At 59.4% G+C, this 16,431-nt stretch carries 18 protein-coding genes; 9 read left to right on the top strand and 9 right to left on the bottom strand.

All coding sequences use genetic code 11. From position 1 onward, the window contains the following. Positions 1-91: 91 nt before the first annotated feature. The 3 genes from HUI96_RS19140 to glcF are packed head-to-tail and all read left to right on the top strand — an operon-like array spanning position 92 to position 3,997. Positions 92-1,546: an FAD-binding oxidoreductase gene (locus HUI96_RS19140; protein WP_188256362.1), complete on the top strand. Its 1,455-nt coding sequence runs from the start codon at positions 92-94 to the stop codon at positions 1,544-1,546. Next, on the top strand, positions 1,543-2,700 hold the full coding sequence (glcE, locus tag HUI96_RS19135) for a glycolate oxidase subunit GlcE (protein ID WP_188256279.1): 1,158 nt from the start codon (positions 1,543-1,545) through the stop codon (positions 2,698-2,700). Before HUI96_RS19140 ends, glcE begins: the two co-directional genes overlap by 4 nt. Position 2,701: 1 nt before the next feature. Next, positions 2,702-3,997 (top strand): glycolate oxidase subunit GlcF, encoded by a 1,296-nt coding sequence (gene glcF / locus HUI96_RS19130; RefSeq protein ID WP_188256278.1) that lies wholly within the window; start codon positions 2,702-2,704, stop codon positions 3,995-3,997. Between the two features lie 38 nt (positions 3,998-4,035). On the opposite strand, the gene bhcR is transcribed toward glcF, so the two are convergent. Continuing rightward, entirely contained in the window at positions 4,036-4,842 is an 807-nt protein-coding gene (gene bhcR, locus HUI96_RS19125) for an HTH-type transcriptional regulator BhcR (RefSeq protein WP_188256277.1), read from the bottom strand. A gap of 189 nt (positions 4,843-5,031) precedes the next feature. Here bhcR and bhcA point away from each other — a divergent pair, with 189 nt between their 5' ends. From bhcA to bhcD, 4 genes are read left to right on the top strand one after another with little or no spacing between them, the layout of a single operon-like run. Continuing rightward, positions 5,032-6,222, top strand: coding sequence for an L-aspartate--glyoxylate aminotransferase BhcA (bhcA, locus tag HUI96_RS19120; protein ID WP_188256276.1), 1,191 nt, complete (start codon positions 5,032-5,034; stop codon positions 6,220-6,222). 10 nt (positions 6,223-6,232) lie between these two features. Continuing rightward, positions 6,233-7,180, top strand: a complete 948-nt coding sequence (gene bhcB, locus HUI96_RS19115) for a beta-hydroxyaspartate dehydratase BhcB (protein WP_188256275.1) — start codon at positions 6,233-6,235, stop codon at positions 7,178-7,180. 13 nt (positions 7,181-7,193) lie between these two features. Beyond that, positions 7,194-8,360, top strand: coding sequence for a 3-hydroxy-D-aspartate aldolase BhcC (bhcC, locus tag HUI96_RS19110; RefSeq protein ID WP_188256274.1), 1,167 nt, complete (start codon positions 7,194-7,196; stop codon positions 8,358-8,360). 48 nt (positions 8,361-8,408) lie between these two features. After that, positions 8,409-9,374, top strand: coding sequence for an iminosuccinate reductase BhcD (gene bhcD / locus HUI96_RS19105; protein ID WP_188256273.1), 966 nt, complete (start codon positions 8,409-8,411; stop codon positions 9,372-9,374). Positions 9,375-9,467: 93 nt separating this feature from the next. Here the strand turns inward: bhcD and HUI96_RS19100 are convergent, their stop codons facing one another. From HUI96_RS19100 to HUI96_RS19060, 8 genes are all read right to left on the bottom strand, one after another. After that, entirely contained in the window at positions 9,468-10,088 is a 621-nt protein-coding gene (locus tag HUI96_RS19100) for a GntR family transcriptional regulator (protein ID WP_237684223.1), read from the bottom strand. Between the two features lie 163 nt (positions 10,089-10,251). Next, a complete protein-coding gene (locus HUI96_RS19095) occupies positions 10,252-11,049 on the bottom strand; it encodes an alpha/beta fold hydrolase (RefSeq protein WP_188256271.1) in 798 nt (265 codons plus the stop codon). A gap of 58 nt (positions 11,050-11,107) precedes the next feature. Next, a complete protein-coding gene (locus HUI96_RS19090) occupies positions 11,108-12,217 on the bottom strand; it encodes a Zn-dependent alcohol dehydrogenase (protein WP_188256270.1) in 1,110 nt (369 codons plus the stop codon). Between the two features lie 77 nt (positions 12,218-12,294). Then, positions 12,295-12,603 (bottom strand): DUF6166 domain-containing protein, encoded by a 309-nt coding sequence (locus HUI96_RS19085; RefSeq protein WP_188256269.1) that lies wholly within the window; start codon positions 12,601-12,603, stop codon positions 12,295-12,297. Next, positions 12,600-12,791: a hypothetical protein gene (locus tag HUI96_RS19080; RefSeq protein ID WP_188256268.1), complete on the bottom strand. Its 192-nt coding sequence runs from the start codon at positions 12,789-12,791 to the stop codon at positions 12,600-12,602. The genes HUI96_RS19085 and HUI96_RS19080 overlap by 4 nt, the downstream gene beginning before the upstream one ends. Positions 12,792-12,837: 46 nt before the next feature. Next, positions 12,838-13,209 (bottom strand): hypothetical protein, encoded by a 372-nt coding sequence (locus HUI96_RS19075; RefSeq protein WP_188256267.1) that lies wholly within the window; start codon positions 13,207-13,209, stop codon positions 12,838-12,840. Positions 13,210-13,287: 78 nt separating this feature from the next. Further along, positions 13,288-14,085 (bottom strand): sterol desaturase family protein, encoded by a 798-nt coding sequence (locus tag HUI96_RS19070; RefSeq protein ID WP_188256266.1) that lies wholly within the window; start codon positions 14,083-14,085, stop codon positions 13,288-13,290. Positions 14,086-14,650: 565 nt separating this feature from the next. After that, entirely contained in the window at positions 14,651-15,331 is a 681-nt protein-coding gene (locus tag HUI96_RS19060) for an ArsR/SmtB family transcription factor (RefSeq protein ID WP_188256265.1), read from the bottom strand. Between the two features lie 80 nt (positions 15,332-15,411). Here HUI96_RS19060 and HUI96_RS19055 point away from each other — a divergent pair, with 80 nt between their 5' ends. Both HUI96_RS19055 and HUI96_RS19050 read left to right on the top strand, forming a co-directional pair. Continuing rightward, a complete protein-coding gene (locus tag HUI96_RS19055) occupies positions 15,412-15,741 on the top strand; it encodes an NIPSNAP family protein (protein WP_188256264.1) in 330 nt (109 codons plus the stop codon). Further along, entirely contained in the window at positions 15,738-16,109 is a 372-nt protein-coding gene (locus tag HUI96_RS19050) for an antibiotic biosynthesis monooxygenase family protein (RefSeq protein ID WP_188256263.1), read from the top strand. The genes HUI96_RS19055 and HUI96_RS19050 overlap by 4 nt, the downstream gene beginning before the upstream one ends. Positions 16,110-16,431 lie beyond the last annotated feature (322 nt).

The following is a 16,431-nucleotide window of genomic DNA, read 5'->3' as shown; positions in this document are numbered from 1 at the left end:
CATCTGGCTTGGAAAGAGCGCCTTTTGGAAGGCCACGTCCTCCCGGCTTGCCGACACGAGATGGAACGCATCGAGAGTGGAGAGAACCGCAATGTCTACTATTGCCATGCCCAAGCCGGATGCGCGTATCTTGGCAGAAGCGCCGCAGATCATCGCTGCCCTGCGCGACGCCCTACCAGCCGGCACCGTCATTTCGGACCCGGAGGAGACGCGCGCCTACGAGTGCGATGCGCTAACAGCCTATCGATGCCCGCCGATCGCGGTAGTGCTACCGCGGACAACCGAAGAGGTTGCGACGGCAATGCGGATTTGCCAGCGGTTCTCCGTGCCGGTCGTCCCCAGAGGCGCGGGCACGTCGCTCGCCGGCGGCGCGCTGCCAACCGCGGACAGCGTCGTAATCGCTACCATACGATTGCGTGAGATTTTGGAGATCGACACCACCAATCGCTTCATCCGTGTTCAAACGGGTGTCACCAATCTCTCCGTCAGCGCCGAACTCGAGGCCGAGGGCTTCTTCTATGCCCCCGATCCGTCTTCCCAACTCGCCTGCACCATCGCCGGGAACATCGCGATGAATTCGGGCGGCGCGCACTGCCTGAAATATGGTGTCACCACGAACAATCTGATGGGTGTCCGATGTGTCCTGACAGATGGTGAAATCGTCGAAGTCGGCGGACCATTTATGGATTCAGGCGGGCTCGACATTCTCGGTCTCCTCTGCGGTTCGGAGGGGCAGCTTGCGATAGTGACGGAAGCCACACTCCGCATCGTTCCGAAGCCGGAAGATGCACGACCGATGCTGATTGGTTTCGACAGCGCGGAGACTGCTGGCGAATGCGTTGCCCGCATCATCCGCTCCGGGCTAATCCCGGTTGCGATTGAATATATGGACGATGTGTGCCTTCGCGCCATCGAGGCCTTCGCTAAGACGGACTATCCCAAATGCGCTGCCGTTCTCATCGTCGAGGTCGAAGGGTCTCAGGGTGAAATTGCCCATCAGATCGAGCGCATCCGGGAGATCGCCGACGAGCTTTCCCCCGTCGAGTTCCGCAGCAGCCGCAACAAGGACGAATCGCTGGCAATCTGGAAGGGCCGCAAATCGGCCTTCGGGGCGATGGGCCGGCTCGGCGATTACTTGTGCCTGGACGGCACCGTTCCGGTTTCCAAGCTTCCTTATACTCTCAAGCGCATTGGCGAGCTTTCCAAGCACTACGGTCTGGAGGTTGCGAACGTCTTTCATGCCGGTGACGGCAATATGCACCCGCTCATTCTCTTCAACGCCAATGCCCCGGGAGAACTGGAGCGCGCGGAAGCCTACGGCGCGGATATCCTGAGACTTTGCGTCGACGTTGGCGGGTGCCTGACAGGCGAACACGGGGTCGGCATCGAGAAGCGCGACTTGATGAGCAAGCAGTATTCCGCGGAAGACATGGCCATTCAGATGGACATCAAGGATGTGTTCGACCCGGACTGGCTGCTCAACCCGGCCAAGGTATTTCCGCTCGATGTCAGCCAGCCGTACAGAGACAGGGCCTCTAGGTCATGATGAACCCCAATTCCAAGATCAATGGCCCCACTGAGGTGTTCAGTCCGAACGATGATGCCGAATTGTCGGCCTTTCTCGCCGACAGTTACGCCCGCGGAATTCCGCTTCGCATCGCAGGAGGCGGCACGCGCCTGGACCTCGGTGCGCTGAACGCGCAACAAACCCTCACCAGCCGAGCGCTGACCGGCATCGTGACCTATGAGCCTGGAGCGCTGACATTGATTGCGCGCGCCGGAACACCTTTGGAGGAAGTGGAACAGACGCTTGCGGAGGAGGGGCAGGCGCTTGCTTTCGAGCCGATGGACCACCGTGGGCTACTCGGCTCAAGCGGCGTGCCGACAATCGGCGGCGTCGTGGCAGCAAACGTGAGTGGACCGCGTCGGTTGCAAGCCGGCGCCTGCAGAGACCACCTGCTTGGAGTTCGTTTCGTCGATGGCAGCGGTCGCAAAATCAAAAACGGCGGCCGTGTCATGAAGAACGTGACCGGACTCGACTTGAGCAAGCTCATGTGCGGAAGCTTTGGGACACTTGGCGTTCTGACCGAGGTCGCTCTGAAGACGCTGCCGCGGGCCGAAAGGCAACTGACGCTCGTTTTCAGCAAGGTATCTCTACAGGAAGCCTGCACGATTTTCGCCTCTGCGCTCGCCACCCCTTACGAAGTCTCCGGCGCCGTCTATCATCAAGAAAGTGCTTGGCTGCGGGTCGAAGGCTTCGCCCAGCAGGCCGCCTATCGCGCAGACCGTCTCAAGGCGCTCTTTCGCGAGAATCAAATCGACGTCATTGCGGACGAAGAGAGCCGGGCCCTTTGGCGGGATTTCAAGAATGTCGAGGTTTTCGCTCAGTCAAGCGAACCATTGTGGCGCATCTTGATCAAGCCCAGCGAAGCGCCCGCCTTGGCGCGAAGCTTACAGTTACTCGGCGGCGACGTTTTCATCGACTGGGGTGGAGGTCTGGTCTGGTATTGCGGTTCGGCCCAAAGCGCCGAGGTGCGGAGCGCCGCATCAGCGGGTCGCGCCGTGCTCATTCGCCAAGGTGCGCGACCAGCCAGCGATCGGTTCCCTGAGGACGCTGGCGCCATTTCTCGCCTTTCTGCGGCGCTGCGCAAGACGTTCGATCCCGCCGGGATCCTCAATCCGAAACTCATGGGAGATTGAGATGCAGACCACTTTCACGGACGCGCAACTTCTCGATCCAGACACCAGGCGGTCGAACGAAATTCTGCGGTCCTGCGTGCATTGCGGATTTTGCACCGCGACTTGCCCGACTTACCAGATACTCGGCGACGAGCTGGATAGTCCGCGAGGACGCATCTACCTGATCAAGGACATGCTTGAGAACAACAAGGTCCCTGATAAGGCCACCGTCAAGCATATCGATCGGTGTCTGAGCTGCCTAAGTTGCATGACAACGTGCCCTTCTGGCGTGCACTACATGCATCTCATCGATCACGCGCGACAGTATATCGAGCAAAACTACAAACGCCGCTGGGACGAGAGGGCGCTGCGCTGGTTGCTGTCGCGGATCCTGCCCTATCCCGGCCGCTTTCGGCTCGCCCTCAAAGGCGCTGCGCTGGCCCGGCCGTTCAGGAAGCTTATTCCGGACGCCCGCCTTCGGGCGATGTTGGAGATGGCGCCGAGAAAAATACCGGATATCAGTAAAAACGACCTGCCTCAGAGTTTCGCAGCCGAGGGACCGCGTGCAAAACGCGTTGCGCTATTGACCGGTTGCGCCCAGCGCACGCTCAATACAGACATCAACGATGCGACCATCAGGCTCCTGAAACGTCACGGTTGCGAAGTGGTCATTCCGCAGGGGATCGGCTGCTGCGGCGCGCTCACGCATCACATGGGCAAGAGCCGGGAGAGCCATTCGGCGGCTGCGGCCAACATCCGCGCCCTGGTCGCTGAACTAGACGGCCGCGGTCTTGATGCCATCGTCATCAACACCTCCGGCTGCGGTACGACTGTGAAGGACTATGGCCACATGTTCCGGAACGATCCGCTGGCTTCGGACGCCGCCCGGGTCGCGTCCCTCGCCAAGGACATTTCAGAGGTGATGGAAGAGATTGGTTTGAAGGATGCTTCGCATGCTGATCCGTTGCGTGTCGCCTACCATGCCGCCTGCTCCCTCCAGCACGGACAGCAAATCCGTTCGGCGCCGAAAGAATTGCTCAAGGCAGCCGGCTTCCAGGTCCTGGAACCGCGGGACAGTCATATCTGCTGCGGATCGGCGGGGACCTACAACTTGATGCAGCCGGAAATTTCCTCGCAGTTGAAGGAGCACAAGGTTTCGAAGCTCGAAGCTGTGCAGCCTCATATCATCAGTGCTGGCAACATCGGTTGCATGATGCAAATCGGATCAGGAACCGACATACCGGTTGTTCATACCGTGGAATTGCTCGATTGGGCGACAGGGGGGCCGAAACCACCGGCTCTCGCCGCGACGCTCTAATCGCGGCAGAGCACCAGTCGGCGCGAAAGCTAACTTGATCAGGGAGCGCCAAGGCGTCGCGACACCATTGTTGCGGCGCGCCTTACTCGCTCGCCGATCCGATGCACGTCGGAATCTTCAACACGGTGTTTTGGTCCCGAAACGGATATCCCCGCAACCGCTTCACCGTGAACGTTCAAGATCGGGGCTGCGACGCAGCGCATCCCCTTGGTCCGCTCCTCGTCATCAAAGGCGTAGCCCCGGTCCCGCGTCCTGTTCAGTTCACTCCGAAGCTGGTCGAAGCTGCGCACCGTGTTTTCCGTGAACCGTTCCAGGTCTTTGCCTTCGAACAACTTGGCGAGCCGGTTTTCATCATAGGTGCTCAGAAGCGCCTTGCCGATGCCGGAGGCGTGCAGCGGCGACAATGTTCCAGGCGGGAAGAAGGCGCGGATCGATTCATGCGTCTCGACCTGGCTCACGAACAACACGTTCCCGTCCTTTTCGATGCCGAGATTGGATGTTTCGCCCGTCTCCAGCATGAGTTCGCGCATGATCGGACGGCTGAGTTCGATCACATTCGACCGGCGCAAAAAGGCAGCGCCCAACCGATAGGCCTCCGGACCAATGTGCCAGATTTGCCCATCCGTGCTGATCTCCACAAACTCCCGCCGCTCCAAGGTCGCCAACACGCGATGCATGGTAGCCGTCGACTGATCCAATTGGCTGGCCAATTCCGAAAGTGTCATACCCTCGGCTTTCGCGAGAGCCTCCAGAACGTCTAGCGCCCGGTCGAGGGCTTGGATGGTATTTTGGGACTGTGGGCCGTTGAAGGCCTTTGGGCGCCCCCGCCGTCGAATTTCAGGCATGTCTATCTCGTACCGATCATCGGTAAATAAAATTTGCATGAAAAAACATTTTGCGCAATGAAAAATGTTAGCAGATTGTTTCTGCAGCTATATTGATGATCATGGTGAATTTTGAAAAACCATTTCAAAAAAATTTATTTTAGCGGTGGGCCGTGGTAGTTGTCGGACAAACCCTTAGGAGGAACCCTCATGTATATGCAAAATCCGGTTTTCATCCCGGGGCCGACGAACATGCCCGAGATCCTTCGCAAGGCCTCGGATATGCCCACCCTTGATCACCGTTCACCGTTGTTCGGGGAAATCCTTCGCCCGGCGCTGGCCGGGGTCAAAAAAGTCCTCAAGAGTGAGAGCGCCTCGATCTTCGTGTTCCCTTCGACCGGCACAGGCGGTTGGGAGACGGCGATCACAAACACCCTCAGCCCCGGCGATCGCGTTCTTGCCGCCCGGTACGGGATGTTCAGTCATCGCTGGATCGACATGTGCCAACGGCACGGTCTCAAGGTCGATGTGATCGATGCAAAGTGGGGTGAGGGCGCCCCGGCCGACCGGTATGAGGAAATACTGGTCGCCGACAAGGCGCATGAAATCAAAGCCGTGTTGGTTACCCACAATGAGACCGCGACGGGCGTCAAGTCCGACATCGCTGCGATCCGGCGCACACTCGATGCCGCCGGGCATCCCGCATTGTTGTTTGTCGACGGCGTCAGTTCCATCGCCTCGATGGATTTCCGCATGGACGAATGGGGAGTCGATATTGCCGTCACCGGTTCGCAAAAAGGCTTCATGCTGCCTGCCGGGCTTGCGATCACCGCTTTTTCTCCCCGGGCTATAGAAGCACTCGAAACTGCGAAGCTGCCGCGCACATTCTTCGACATTCGCGACATGGCGAAGAGCTATGCCAACAATGCCTATCCGTACACGCCGGCGGTTGGGCTGCTGAATGGCCTGAAGATGTCGACGGAGTTGCTGTTGGCCGAGGGGCTGGATCAGGTTTTTTTGCGGCACCACCGCATTGCCTCGGGTATCCGCGCTGCCGTCCATGCCTGGGGCCTGGAGATTTGCGCCACCCATGAACGGTACTATTCCGATACGGTCACCGCGATCCGAACCCCTGAAGGTTTCGATGCGACGTCCATCGTCGCCCATGCCGCCAAGAAATACGACGTCGCGTTTGGCGTTGGCTTGGGCGATGTCGCCGGAAAGGTCTTCCGGATCGGCCATCTAGGTAGCCTCACGGACGTCATGGCGCTGTCAGGGGTCGCGACCGCCGAGATGGCAATGGCCGATCTCGGGCTGAGCATCAAACTCGGGTCGGGCGTGGCCGCTGCGCAGGAATACTACCGCAACGATATCGCGTCTGAAGTTAAAGCGGCGGCCTGAAGAGGTAATCATGTATATTCCGACAATTGCGGACATGTTTGCCGCCCACACGCGCATCAAGCCGTTTATCCACCGAACACCGGTTCTGACGTCGGAGTACATCAACTCTGTTGCCGGCGCAGAGCTGTTCTTCAAGTGCGAGAACTTGCAGAAGGCGGGCGCCTTCAAAGCTCGCGGCGCTTCCAACGCGGTCTTCGGGCTTACCGACGAACAGGCGGCCAGGGGCGTCGCAACCCATTCTTCCGGCAATCATGGCACATGCCTCTCCTATGCCGCGGGACGACGGGGTATTCCGTGCACGGTCGTTATGCCGCGAACCGCGCCGCAGGCAAAAAAGGACGCCGTGCGTGGTTACGGTGGCCGCGTGGTAGAATGCGAGCCCTCGACGACATCGCGCGAGGCGGTTTTCGCCGAGGTGGTGGCCGAAACCGGTGCTGAGTTCGTGCATCCCTACAATGATCATCGGGTCATTGCCGGCCAGGCGACGTGCTCGACAGAATTGATCGCGCAGGTGGACGGGCTCGATGCCGTCATCGCACCGATCGGCGGGGGCGGCATGGTCTCGGGCACATGCCTCACGATCTCCAACTTCGCGCCCGCCATCAAGATCTATGCAGCCGAACCGGAGCAGGCGGATGACGCCTATCGTAGTTTCAAGGCTGGACGGATCATCGCCGACGACGCCCCGAACACCGTGGCAGATGGCCTGAAGGTGCCCTTGAAGGACCTCACATGGCATTTCGTCAAAAATCACGTCACCGACATTCTGACCGCGTCCGAAGATGAGATCGTGGACGCCATGAAGCTCATTTGGAAACGCATGAAGATCGTGGTGGAACCCTCAAGTGCGGTGCCGCTGGCAACCATTCTGAAAAATAAGGGCGTATTCGCTGGAAAGCGGGTGGGCGTCATCATCACCGGCGGAAACGTCGATCTCGACAAGTTGCCTTGGCAGTAAGGGAGATAGAGAAATGAACATGCAGACAAAATTCGCCGGCATGGAAGTCGGGTATGACGTGCCCGCTCTTCCCGGCATGAGCGTCGGCGAAATTCAGACGCCCTGCCTGATCCTCGATCTTGATGCGCTCGAGAGGAACATCAAGAAGATGGGCGACTACGCAAAGGCTCACAACATGCGCCACCGCGCGCATGGCAAGATGCACAAGTCCGTCGACGTCCTGAAGCTGCAGATGGAACAAGGCGGCGCCATCGGCGTCTGCTGCCAGAAGGTCTCCGAGGCCGAGGTCTTCGCCCGCGCCGGCATCAAGGACATCCTCGTCTCGAACCAGGTCCGCGACCCGGCCAAGATCGACCGCGCCGCCCGGATGCCGAAGATCAACGACGGTCGCGTCATCGTCTGCGTCGACGACGTTGCGAACATCGTCGACCTCTCCGCCGCCGCCCAGAAGCACGGCACCACCCTCGACGTCTTCGTCGAGATCGACTGCGGCGCCGGCCGCTGCGGCGTGACGACGACCGAGGCCGTGGTCGAGATCGCGAAGGCCGCCGCCGCTGCCCCCAACCTGCGCTTCCTCGGCCTCCAGGCTTACCAGGGCGCCATGCAGCACATGGACGACTACGATGCCCGCAAGGCCAAGCTCGACGCCGCCATCGCCCAGGTGACGGACGCCGTCGAGGCACTGAAGAAGGAAGGCCTCGAGCCCGAGATCGTTTCAGGCGGCGGCACCGGCAGCTACTACTTCGAGTCGAACTCCGGCATCTATAACGAGCTCCAGTGCGGCAGCTACGCCTTCATGGACGCTGACTACGGCCGCATCCGTGATGAGAACGGCAAGCGCATCGACCAGGGCGAATGGGAGAACGCGCTCTTCATCCTGACGAGCGTCATGTCCCACGCCAAGGCCGACAAGGCGATCTGTGACGCCGGTCTGAAGGCCCAGTCCGTCGATTCCGGCCTGCCGTTCATCTACGGCCGCGATGACGTCAAATATATCAAGTGCTCGGACGAGCATGGCGTCATCGAGGACCTGAACGGCGTTCTGAAGGTGAACGAGAAGCTCAAGCTGGTTCCTGGTCACTGCGACCCGACCTGCAACGTCCACGACTGGTATGTCGGTGTTCGTAACGGCAAGGTGGAAACTCTTTGGCCCGTTTCCGCCCGCGGCAAAGCCTATTGACGCCATATCGGGGGGCCATCGCCCCCCTTCCTACCAAGCGGAATTGTCATGATCGTCGTCCCTGAAAAAGATATCGCCAAGCTGATCACGCCGGCCGACTGCCTTACCGCCGTTGAAGGCGTATTCGCGTCCATGGCCAGAAGATCTGCCTACAATTTCCCGGTCATTCGCGAGGCAATCGGCCATGCGGACGCCCTGTATGGTTTCAAATCAGGGTTCGATCGAGAAAGCTTGGCTCTCGGGCTCAAGTCGGGCGGTTTCTGGCCCAACAACGTCGAGAAGGGGCTGACCAACCACCAGTCAGCAATTTTCCTGTTCGATGCTGACACGGGCCAGTGCCGCGCGATCGTAGGCGGGAACCTGCTCACTGCATTGCGCACGGCTGCCGCTTCGGCAGTCTCCATCAAATATCTCGCCCGTCAGGACGCGAAGGTCCTCGGCATGATCGGCGCCGGACATCAGTCGACCTTTCAACTGCGCGCAGCACTTGCTCAGCGAAAGTTCGAAAAGGTCATCGGCTGGAACGTGGTTCCGGAAATGCTGAGCCGTCTGGAGGAGGTTGCCAAGGAGGAGGACCTTCCCTTCGAGGCAGTCAGCCTTGATCGTCTCGGTGCCGAGGCAGATGTCATCATCTCCATTACGTCGTCCTTCGACCCCATCCTGAAAGCGTCACAGGTTCGGCCGGGAACACATCTCGCCTGCATGGGAACCGACACGAAGGGCAAGCAAGAGGTCGAGGCGGAGCTTGTGGCAAATGCCAGCGTGTTCACCGATGAAGTTGCACAGGCAATCACGATCGGCGAGAGTCAGCACGCCATTGGAAAAGGCCTGATCGCGCCGGAAGATATCATTGAACTAGGCACCGTCATCAACGGCGCTCACCCTGGTCGTACATCTGCTGACCAGATCACGTTGTTCGATGGCACGGGCGTCGGTCTTCAGGATCTCGCCGTTGCATCAAAAACGGTTGATCTCGCCGTTTCTAAAGGTGTCGCGATCGAAATCGACTTCTAGGCGGACAGAAGGTGCGGCAGCCGAACGGGAAGGGGCCGGGCCCTCACGCCTCGGCGCCGATGCAACGTCAGTCCGCCGCCTCGGCACCGACGTTCAAATGGTCGAACGGGTGAACTCGACGATATAGTCAATCAAATCGTCAGAAGCCGCCGCCGCCTTGTCGCCATCGCCCGAAGCAATGGCGCGGGCGACTTTCGAGTGCAGCATTGCACACTTCTCAAGGTCGAGAGACTCGCGGTAATGCTGGAACCAGAAGCGTCTCGAAAGGCCTTGGATCCGATGCATTGCCCGTTCGGCGAATTCGTTGCGGCTGGCGGCCAGCAACATCTGGTTGAACTGTAAATCCAGACGCATGAAGGCTGCATCGTCCCTCTCGCTCGCCGCCTTTGCCAACTGATCGGCAAGTGCCGAGAAAGCCTCTCGCTCCTCCGGCGCGGCGCGCTGAGCCGCCTTGCGGGCGCAAAGCCGCTCTATCTCCCGACGCAGTTCCAATAGCATCAGCTGTCTCGAAAGATTGATTTCGGACACCAGCGCGCCGCGGCGAGGCAAAACGGTGATCATCCCCTCGCGCGCGAGGCGCTGGAGAGCCTCGCGGACCGGTGTGCGACCCATATCGAGACTGTCTGCTAGCTGCGTCTCGGAAAGAACCTGTCCGGGCCGCAGACGGAGGGTTATGATTGCCTCCTCAATCTGGCGATAAGCGCGGTCGGTCATCGTATCTCCGCCCTGTCCACTGTCGGACGAGGCGTCAACCGCTAAACCGGTAGATTCTTTCGATTGCATCACTATGAGACGGCCCTCTTGAACGGTTTAGGAGTGTCGTGTCTAAACCGATCGATGTTCAAGAAAAATGCCATACAAATATGGGAGTTGTATATCAGTGGTCAACTGAATTGAAAATCAGTTGTTTTTGAGCGCAGCGGTTCCCCATGCGTTCACAGTCCAAAATGAAGCGATTAAGCTTTTCAGTGAAACGGCCGGGATCGAAGGACATTGGCACATGTCCGCACCCGTCCCATACCTCGAGCGCCGCATTGGGAATGGCTGCAGCCATGGCCCTACCGTGCTCGACCGGGCATTCGCCGTCGTCGGCTCCGTGCAGCACCAGGACAGGAAGGGAAATAGCGGATAGCATCGCACGGTAGTCCGCCATGCTCACGCTCATCCATGAGCCTGCAACGGCCGTGTCCGTTGCAGTTTCGGTCAGTTGCAGCCGTTCCGCCCTGGCAAGCGCATCCAATGCGAGCTCCTCGCTCGTCTCTCCTTTGAACCAGGTGGCGCCGATTCCGGCTGTTGCTTTGATGCACGGACTGCTGCTGATGAGCCCCAGGCCAATCAAGCGACCGGTGCCGAAGCGCGTCAGATATTCGAGCGCGACAAACCCGCCCATGCTCCAACCGATGAGCAGCACCGGCCCCGAGATCGTGTTGATCACGGAATGCAGATCGCTGGCGAAGTTCGAAAGCGCATAGGATGCAGCCGTGTCGGGTGAGAACGATCCTGCTCGTCCGCGCAGGTGCGGTGCAATCACACGCCGGTTAGTCGAAAGCGATCCCATGACCGGCTTCCAGACCGACGCCGTGCCTTGAATGCCATGCACCAAAACCACGCTTCCGGCACCGGTCTGGCCGGCGGTCAGACATTCCAACATCCCGTCAGAAGTCTCTACAAGCATTAACTCTTACCTTATGCACTGATGCCCTCCCTTGTTCAGGGACGGTCTTGCGTTACTGTTAGAAAGAAATGACGCTTCGGATCGTTTCGCCGGCCTTCAAGGCCGCGAAGCCTTGATTGATGTCGTCGAGCCCGATTCGTTGCGAGATCAGTGGATCGAGGCGCAGGCGCCCGTCCAGGTAGGTACGGCATAGAAACGGAAAGTCCTGCCTCGGCCGCGCACCCCCGTAGCTCGATCTTCGGATCCGCTTTTCCTGCATGAGAGATCCCCAACGGAAGGACACATCATTGTCGACATCCGTTTTGCCGAGCCAAATGACCTCACCGCCCGGGCGCACTGCCTCGAGCGTCAGGCGAAATGCGCGTTCGTTGCCAGCGGACTCTAGAACGATGTCGACACCGCGCCCGGCGGTGTGGGCACGCGCGACATCGATCGCTTCCTCGCGAGAGGGATTGACCAGCACTGTCGCGCCCATCTGGGCAGCGACATCCAGGCGGCTGTCCTGCAGGTCGACGGCAATGATCGTTTCGGCTCCGCCGAGAACCGCGCCTTGGATTGACGCTAGGCCGACAGCGCCGCAGCCGATCACCATCACAGCGCTGCCGGGTCGGACTTTTGCGACGTTCAATGCCGCGCCAACCCCCGTCATGACGCCGCAACCGATCAACGCTGCCTGGGCGAACGGCATTTCCTTGGGAACGGGGATCGCCTGCTGATCCTGGACAACGCAATATTCCGCGAACGCGCCAAGATACATGAGTTGATGGAGATCCTGTCCTCCTGCCAACCGGAGCTTGGGTCGGCCATCGAAACCATAGGCCTTCGGCGTGTTTCCGAGGTAGCCCTCACATAGGATCGGCAAGCTCTGGTCGCAGTAAAAGCAACCACCACAATGGGGGTTCCAGGAGAGGATCACATGATCCCCGACTGCCACCCCCTTCGCTTCTGGCCCAATGGCCTCCACGACACCGGATGCCTCATGCCCAAGTACGATGGGGAAGGGTAAGCGCAGCGAGCCTTCGATGACCTCGAGATCAGTGTGACACAAACCGGCCGCACGTACCCTGACAAGGACATCCCGCGCACCCATCTCGTTGAGCTCGACCGTCTCCGTTTTTAGCGGAGTATTTGCCGCATGAAGGACCGCGGCTTTGAATTTTGTCGGCATGGAGGCCCACCCTTCTATGACCCATGAGGATGTAACGGCGTTAACTATTTCGGGTTGTGTTTCGGGATTATTGTCGTTCACCTCTCCGCGAGGGCGGTGACCTGACTGATAGCGGCATCGATATCTGCCGAAGTCATTTCCCACTCGTTGCCGAAGTTGGCGGTGACTTGCTGCATAAACGGCTTTGCAAGTCGGATAGAGTGGTCCTTGTCACGGGTGTGATCATAGAGCAGTGCAAATGCTAGCTGCGTGGCCGCTTGGCCCTCAAATCCCCATTCAAAGGCGGCATTGCTGAACTGCTTCACGTCCCTGAAATACTGCAAGTCCTGGCCGTCGACCTCCACGACCACGCCATCAATCGTTCTATCACCTCGATAGGTTTTCATTTCGCCCTTCCGTCGGCCTTGTTGCGCATTACCTCTGGGAAGATCCAGAGCGAACCGACGGCAAACGGGCCGAGAAACGTCAATGCCCACTGCGGTCCGGTTTGATTGAGATAGCCCATGTATATCCACCCACCGATGGCGGCCAAAGCGACCATCACGGATAAGCCCAGCTTGATCGTAAAGGGCATAAGTTCTTCTCCTTATTAACCTGAAGTTGTTTTGAGCTGCCGGCAGTCAGGACATCGTCCCGAGGAAGTAGGCCGAAGCAGCAAGCCCAAGCGTGATGGTGCCAAGACCCAGCACGCCGTCCCGCCATTTGCCCGGCCAGACATTGAAAAGTCCCGGCGTGAAAAGAAATGCCAGTCCGCCAACGATGACCATGCTCGTCCAACGGAGATGGTCAACTCCGAACGCTATCGTTCCATAAAGGACGAGGGCGAGCAGGATGAGATTGATCACGATCAACCCCAGACCAACGGGACGCGCCAGATCAGGGCGGGTTGCGAGCGGGAAAACCCCACTCATGACGATCACAGACAGGCTACCTACACTTGCTAGTAATGCGAAGATCAGTAGACCAACGACGTTCGGCTCGATCAGGTGCATCAGGCTTCTCCTCTTCAAAATCGGACCTGGCGCCGCCACCATCGCGATGGCACTGGCGGCGACAGGTTTTTGAATGTGTTATTCGCCTGGGTGTAGGACCTGGTCGGACGACGATGCACGCACGGGCTTTCGCGAAGTCTTGCGCATGTCGGTGCGGATGTGTCGCGTGTCGTATCCGTTAAATAGATGGCCGAGCAAACCACGCTTTAGATCTGATGTGCCGAAGAGCCAGTCCATGATTGGAAATGTCAGGTTCATATTGCGCTCCATCATCAGCGACTGATCGTGGTGCGCCGTATGGTGCCGACGGTTAGTGTTCACGAACGGCATGTTGCGAACGAACCAGTTCTCTTCAACGTGACAGCAAAAATGCATGAACTCGTAAATCATGTAGATGCTGGTTGTCGTCGAGATGAAAAGCCAACCCACATTGGCCGTGAACAAGTTCCCAAGGACGATCGCGCCCGGGATCGACATCAACGTAAATGCCGCCAGAGCATAGGGCGGGAAAAACGTCACGCGGTAATCGCGATGGTCTGCGAAACGCATCTCGACTTCCGTGAAGAACTGGTGGTGTTGCAAGGTATGGCGGTTATAGACAGCACGCGCGATCGGATTATTCGAAGGACGGTGCATCACGTATTTATGTAGCCACCACTCGAAGAAGTTGCAGAACAAAAACACGACTGGAATCGTCAGCCATTCCAAGGGTCGCACTTCATGGATGTTGGAGACGTACACGTAAAGCGCCGTCAGTCCGATCACGTAGATGATCATGATATGCAGAAAACCATTGTACCAGCCGGCAACACGCTGCCGGTAATTGGCCCTGTAGAGCCGCTGGCGTTCGGTCATTCGAGTGTCTTGGGGTTCCATCGTAGCCTCCTCTAAGCCTATTCGACAGATGATATGTCAGTCATATCTCACGATCAAGAGCATATAATTCCTGATCGGGCAGGATCGAAATGAGAGCGGATCATGCAGGGCTGGTCGCTGCAGCAGATCGCCGGCCGAATCCGGCTGGAGCGCCATCCGGTCCGGTCAGGCACTCACCGTCGCGCACTACAAAAGGGGCAAAATCGCACTCCAATCAGTGGTCAGCTTTGCGCGCCGATTGACACCGCTTCTTCCTGGATCGGGAGGGCCGCCTGCGAGACCGAGCGTTGTTCGATCTCGGGATCGATGCAAGCTGCGGATGCGACGTCGTGAAGATCAAGATCGGCAGCCTGGTGGTTGGTCCGGAGATTCGGACGCGCGCGATCGTCCTTCAGCAGAAGACGGGGCGGCCGGTTTAGTTCGAGCTCATGGCTGACGCCAGGTCGAGCTTGCTTGCCTGGCTCGGGAGGCCAGGTGGAACAGTCGAGGACTCTGCGTTCCCCAGTAGGATCGCTCGTTCGGCGCCGGGCCTGTCCACATCAGATGGAAAGCCCTGCTGATATGACTATGCAGAGGGGACGAAGATTGACCTGAACTCCCCTAAACCCTGGCCGGTGAAGGTCACCACACGTCCGGAATCGCGCCGGGCCCATCCCTTATCGAGCAGCCGTGACAGGATCGCGGCCCCTAAGGCGCCACCGAGATGACTGCGCCGCTCGCTCCAGTCGAGACAGGCCCGGCACACGGGACGGCGGCCTTTCTCTAACCGGGCCAGATCAATCCCGAACTCACCGAAGAAAGCTCTTCCCCTATCCGTCAGGACCAACTGCTCGTCACCCGCTATGTAATCTCGCTGCCTAGCTCCGTTCAGCAGTTCGACCCCTCGTTCGCCCGCAAGGTGGTCGTAGCAGACCCGCGCAGCCCGCAGGGCGGCATTCCTTGGGCCCGTCCGCACCCTGGTTGCTCCCGTGCGCTGAGCCAACCCCATCAGCGCCTCCAGGACCTGTGCCACGTCCGGGCCCGAGAGCCGGAAATACCGATGCCGCCCTTGCTTCTCCGCCGTGAGCAGATTGGCGGCGCCGAGCTTCGACAGATGCCCACTGGCGGTCTGGATCGTCACACCCGCGGCCTCGGCCAACTCGCTGACCGTCAGGGCCCGCCCGTCCATCAGGGCAGAGAGGATGTTGGCCCGGGCCGGATCTCCCAGGAGGGCGCCCACGGAGGCGATGACGGGGCCTTCTTTCATACTTCGGTCGTAACCGAAGCAACGCCGACCCTCAACCGGATAGAAAGGAATTCTCACACGCTTCAGGAGGACACCCGAGCATGATCACCTGCTTCATCCGCTACGAGATTGACCCGTTCAAGGTTGACTCCTTCGACGAGTACGCCCGCAACTGGGGCCAGGCCATTCCCCGTTGCGGGGCCGACCTGATCGGTTACTATTCTCCCCACGAAGGCTCGAGCACGGTCGCGTACGGCGTTTACAACATCAAGTGCCTTGCCGACTACGAGGCCTATCGCGAGCGCCTCAGGAAAGATCCGCTGGGGCGGTCCAATTACGAGTTCGCCAAACGGGAACAGTTCATTCGCCGCGAGGACCGGATCTTTCTGCGCCTGGCCTCAGCGCCACATGAGGAGCTCATCCGGCCATGATTGCCGTGATCTTTGAAGTGCGCCCGGCTGACGGCGAGACGCAGCACTACCTCGACCTTGCGGCTGCCCTGCGGGAAGATCTTGCCTCGATCGACGGCTTCATCTCCATCGAGCGCTTCCAGAGCCTGAGCGAGCCCGGCAAGATCCTCTCGCTTTCGTTCTGGCGCGATGAGGAGGCGGTGCGGCAGTGGCGCAACCGTCCCGGGCACCGCGCGACCCAAGCGAAGGGACGCACCGGCGTATTCGCCGATTATCGCCTGCGTGTTGCCAACGTCATCCGCGACTACGGCCTTCACGACCGAGACCAAGCCCCGGCCGACAGCCGCCACGTTCATGCTGGAGGCGGCATTGACATGAAAGGCCACTAATCAGGAAGCGGAACGCCCGCGCTATTCAGTCGGGGCGCTGTTCGGCCTTGCTGCCGTGAGCATCTGGGGGATCACACGCCTGAGCGTGACTACCTCGCTGACACCTACGACGTTGCCATGCTGCAGTTCGGCACTGCCGGGCTCCTGCTTCTGTCCGTCCTGCTTCGCAACGGCCTCGCCCTCGATCGCCTGAGAGGGTGGCAGCGAAGTTCGCAGACCGATTCGGGCCACGAAGTGCCGTAGTTGAAAAGTGCTATCCGTTGTCGGGAGACCCGCCGGTGGTTCGTCCTCGGCATAGAAAGCGCGGTATCCACCATCCATC

Origin of the sequence: Pseudaminobacter soli (ex Zhang et al. 2022) (genome assembly GCF_014595955.1) — a bacterium.
Lineage (GTDB): Bacteria > Pseudomonadota > Alphaproteobacteria > Rhizobiales > Rhizobiaceae > Kumtagia > Kumtagia pseudosoli.
Note: the sequence above shows the minus strand (reverse complement) of the source record. Positions and strands in the feature narration are given on the sequence as shown.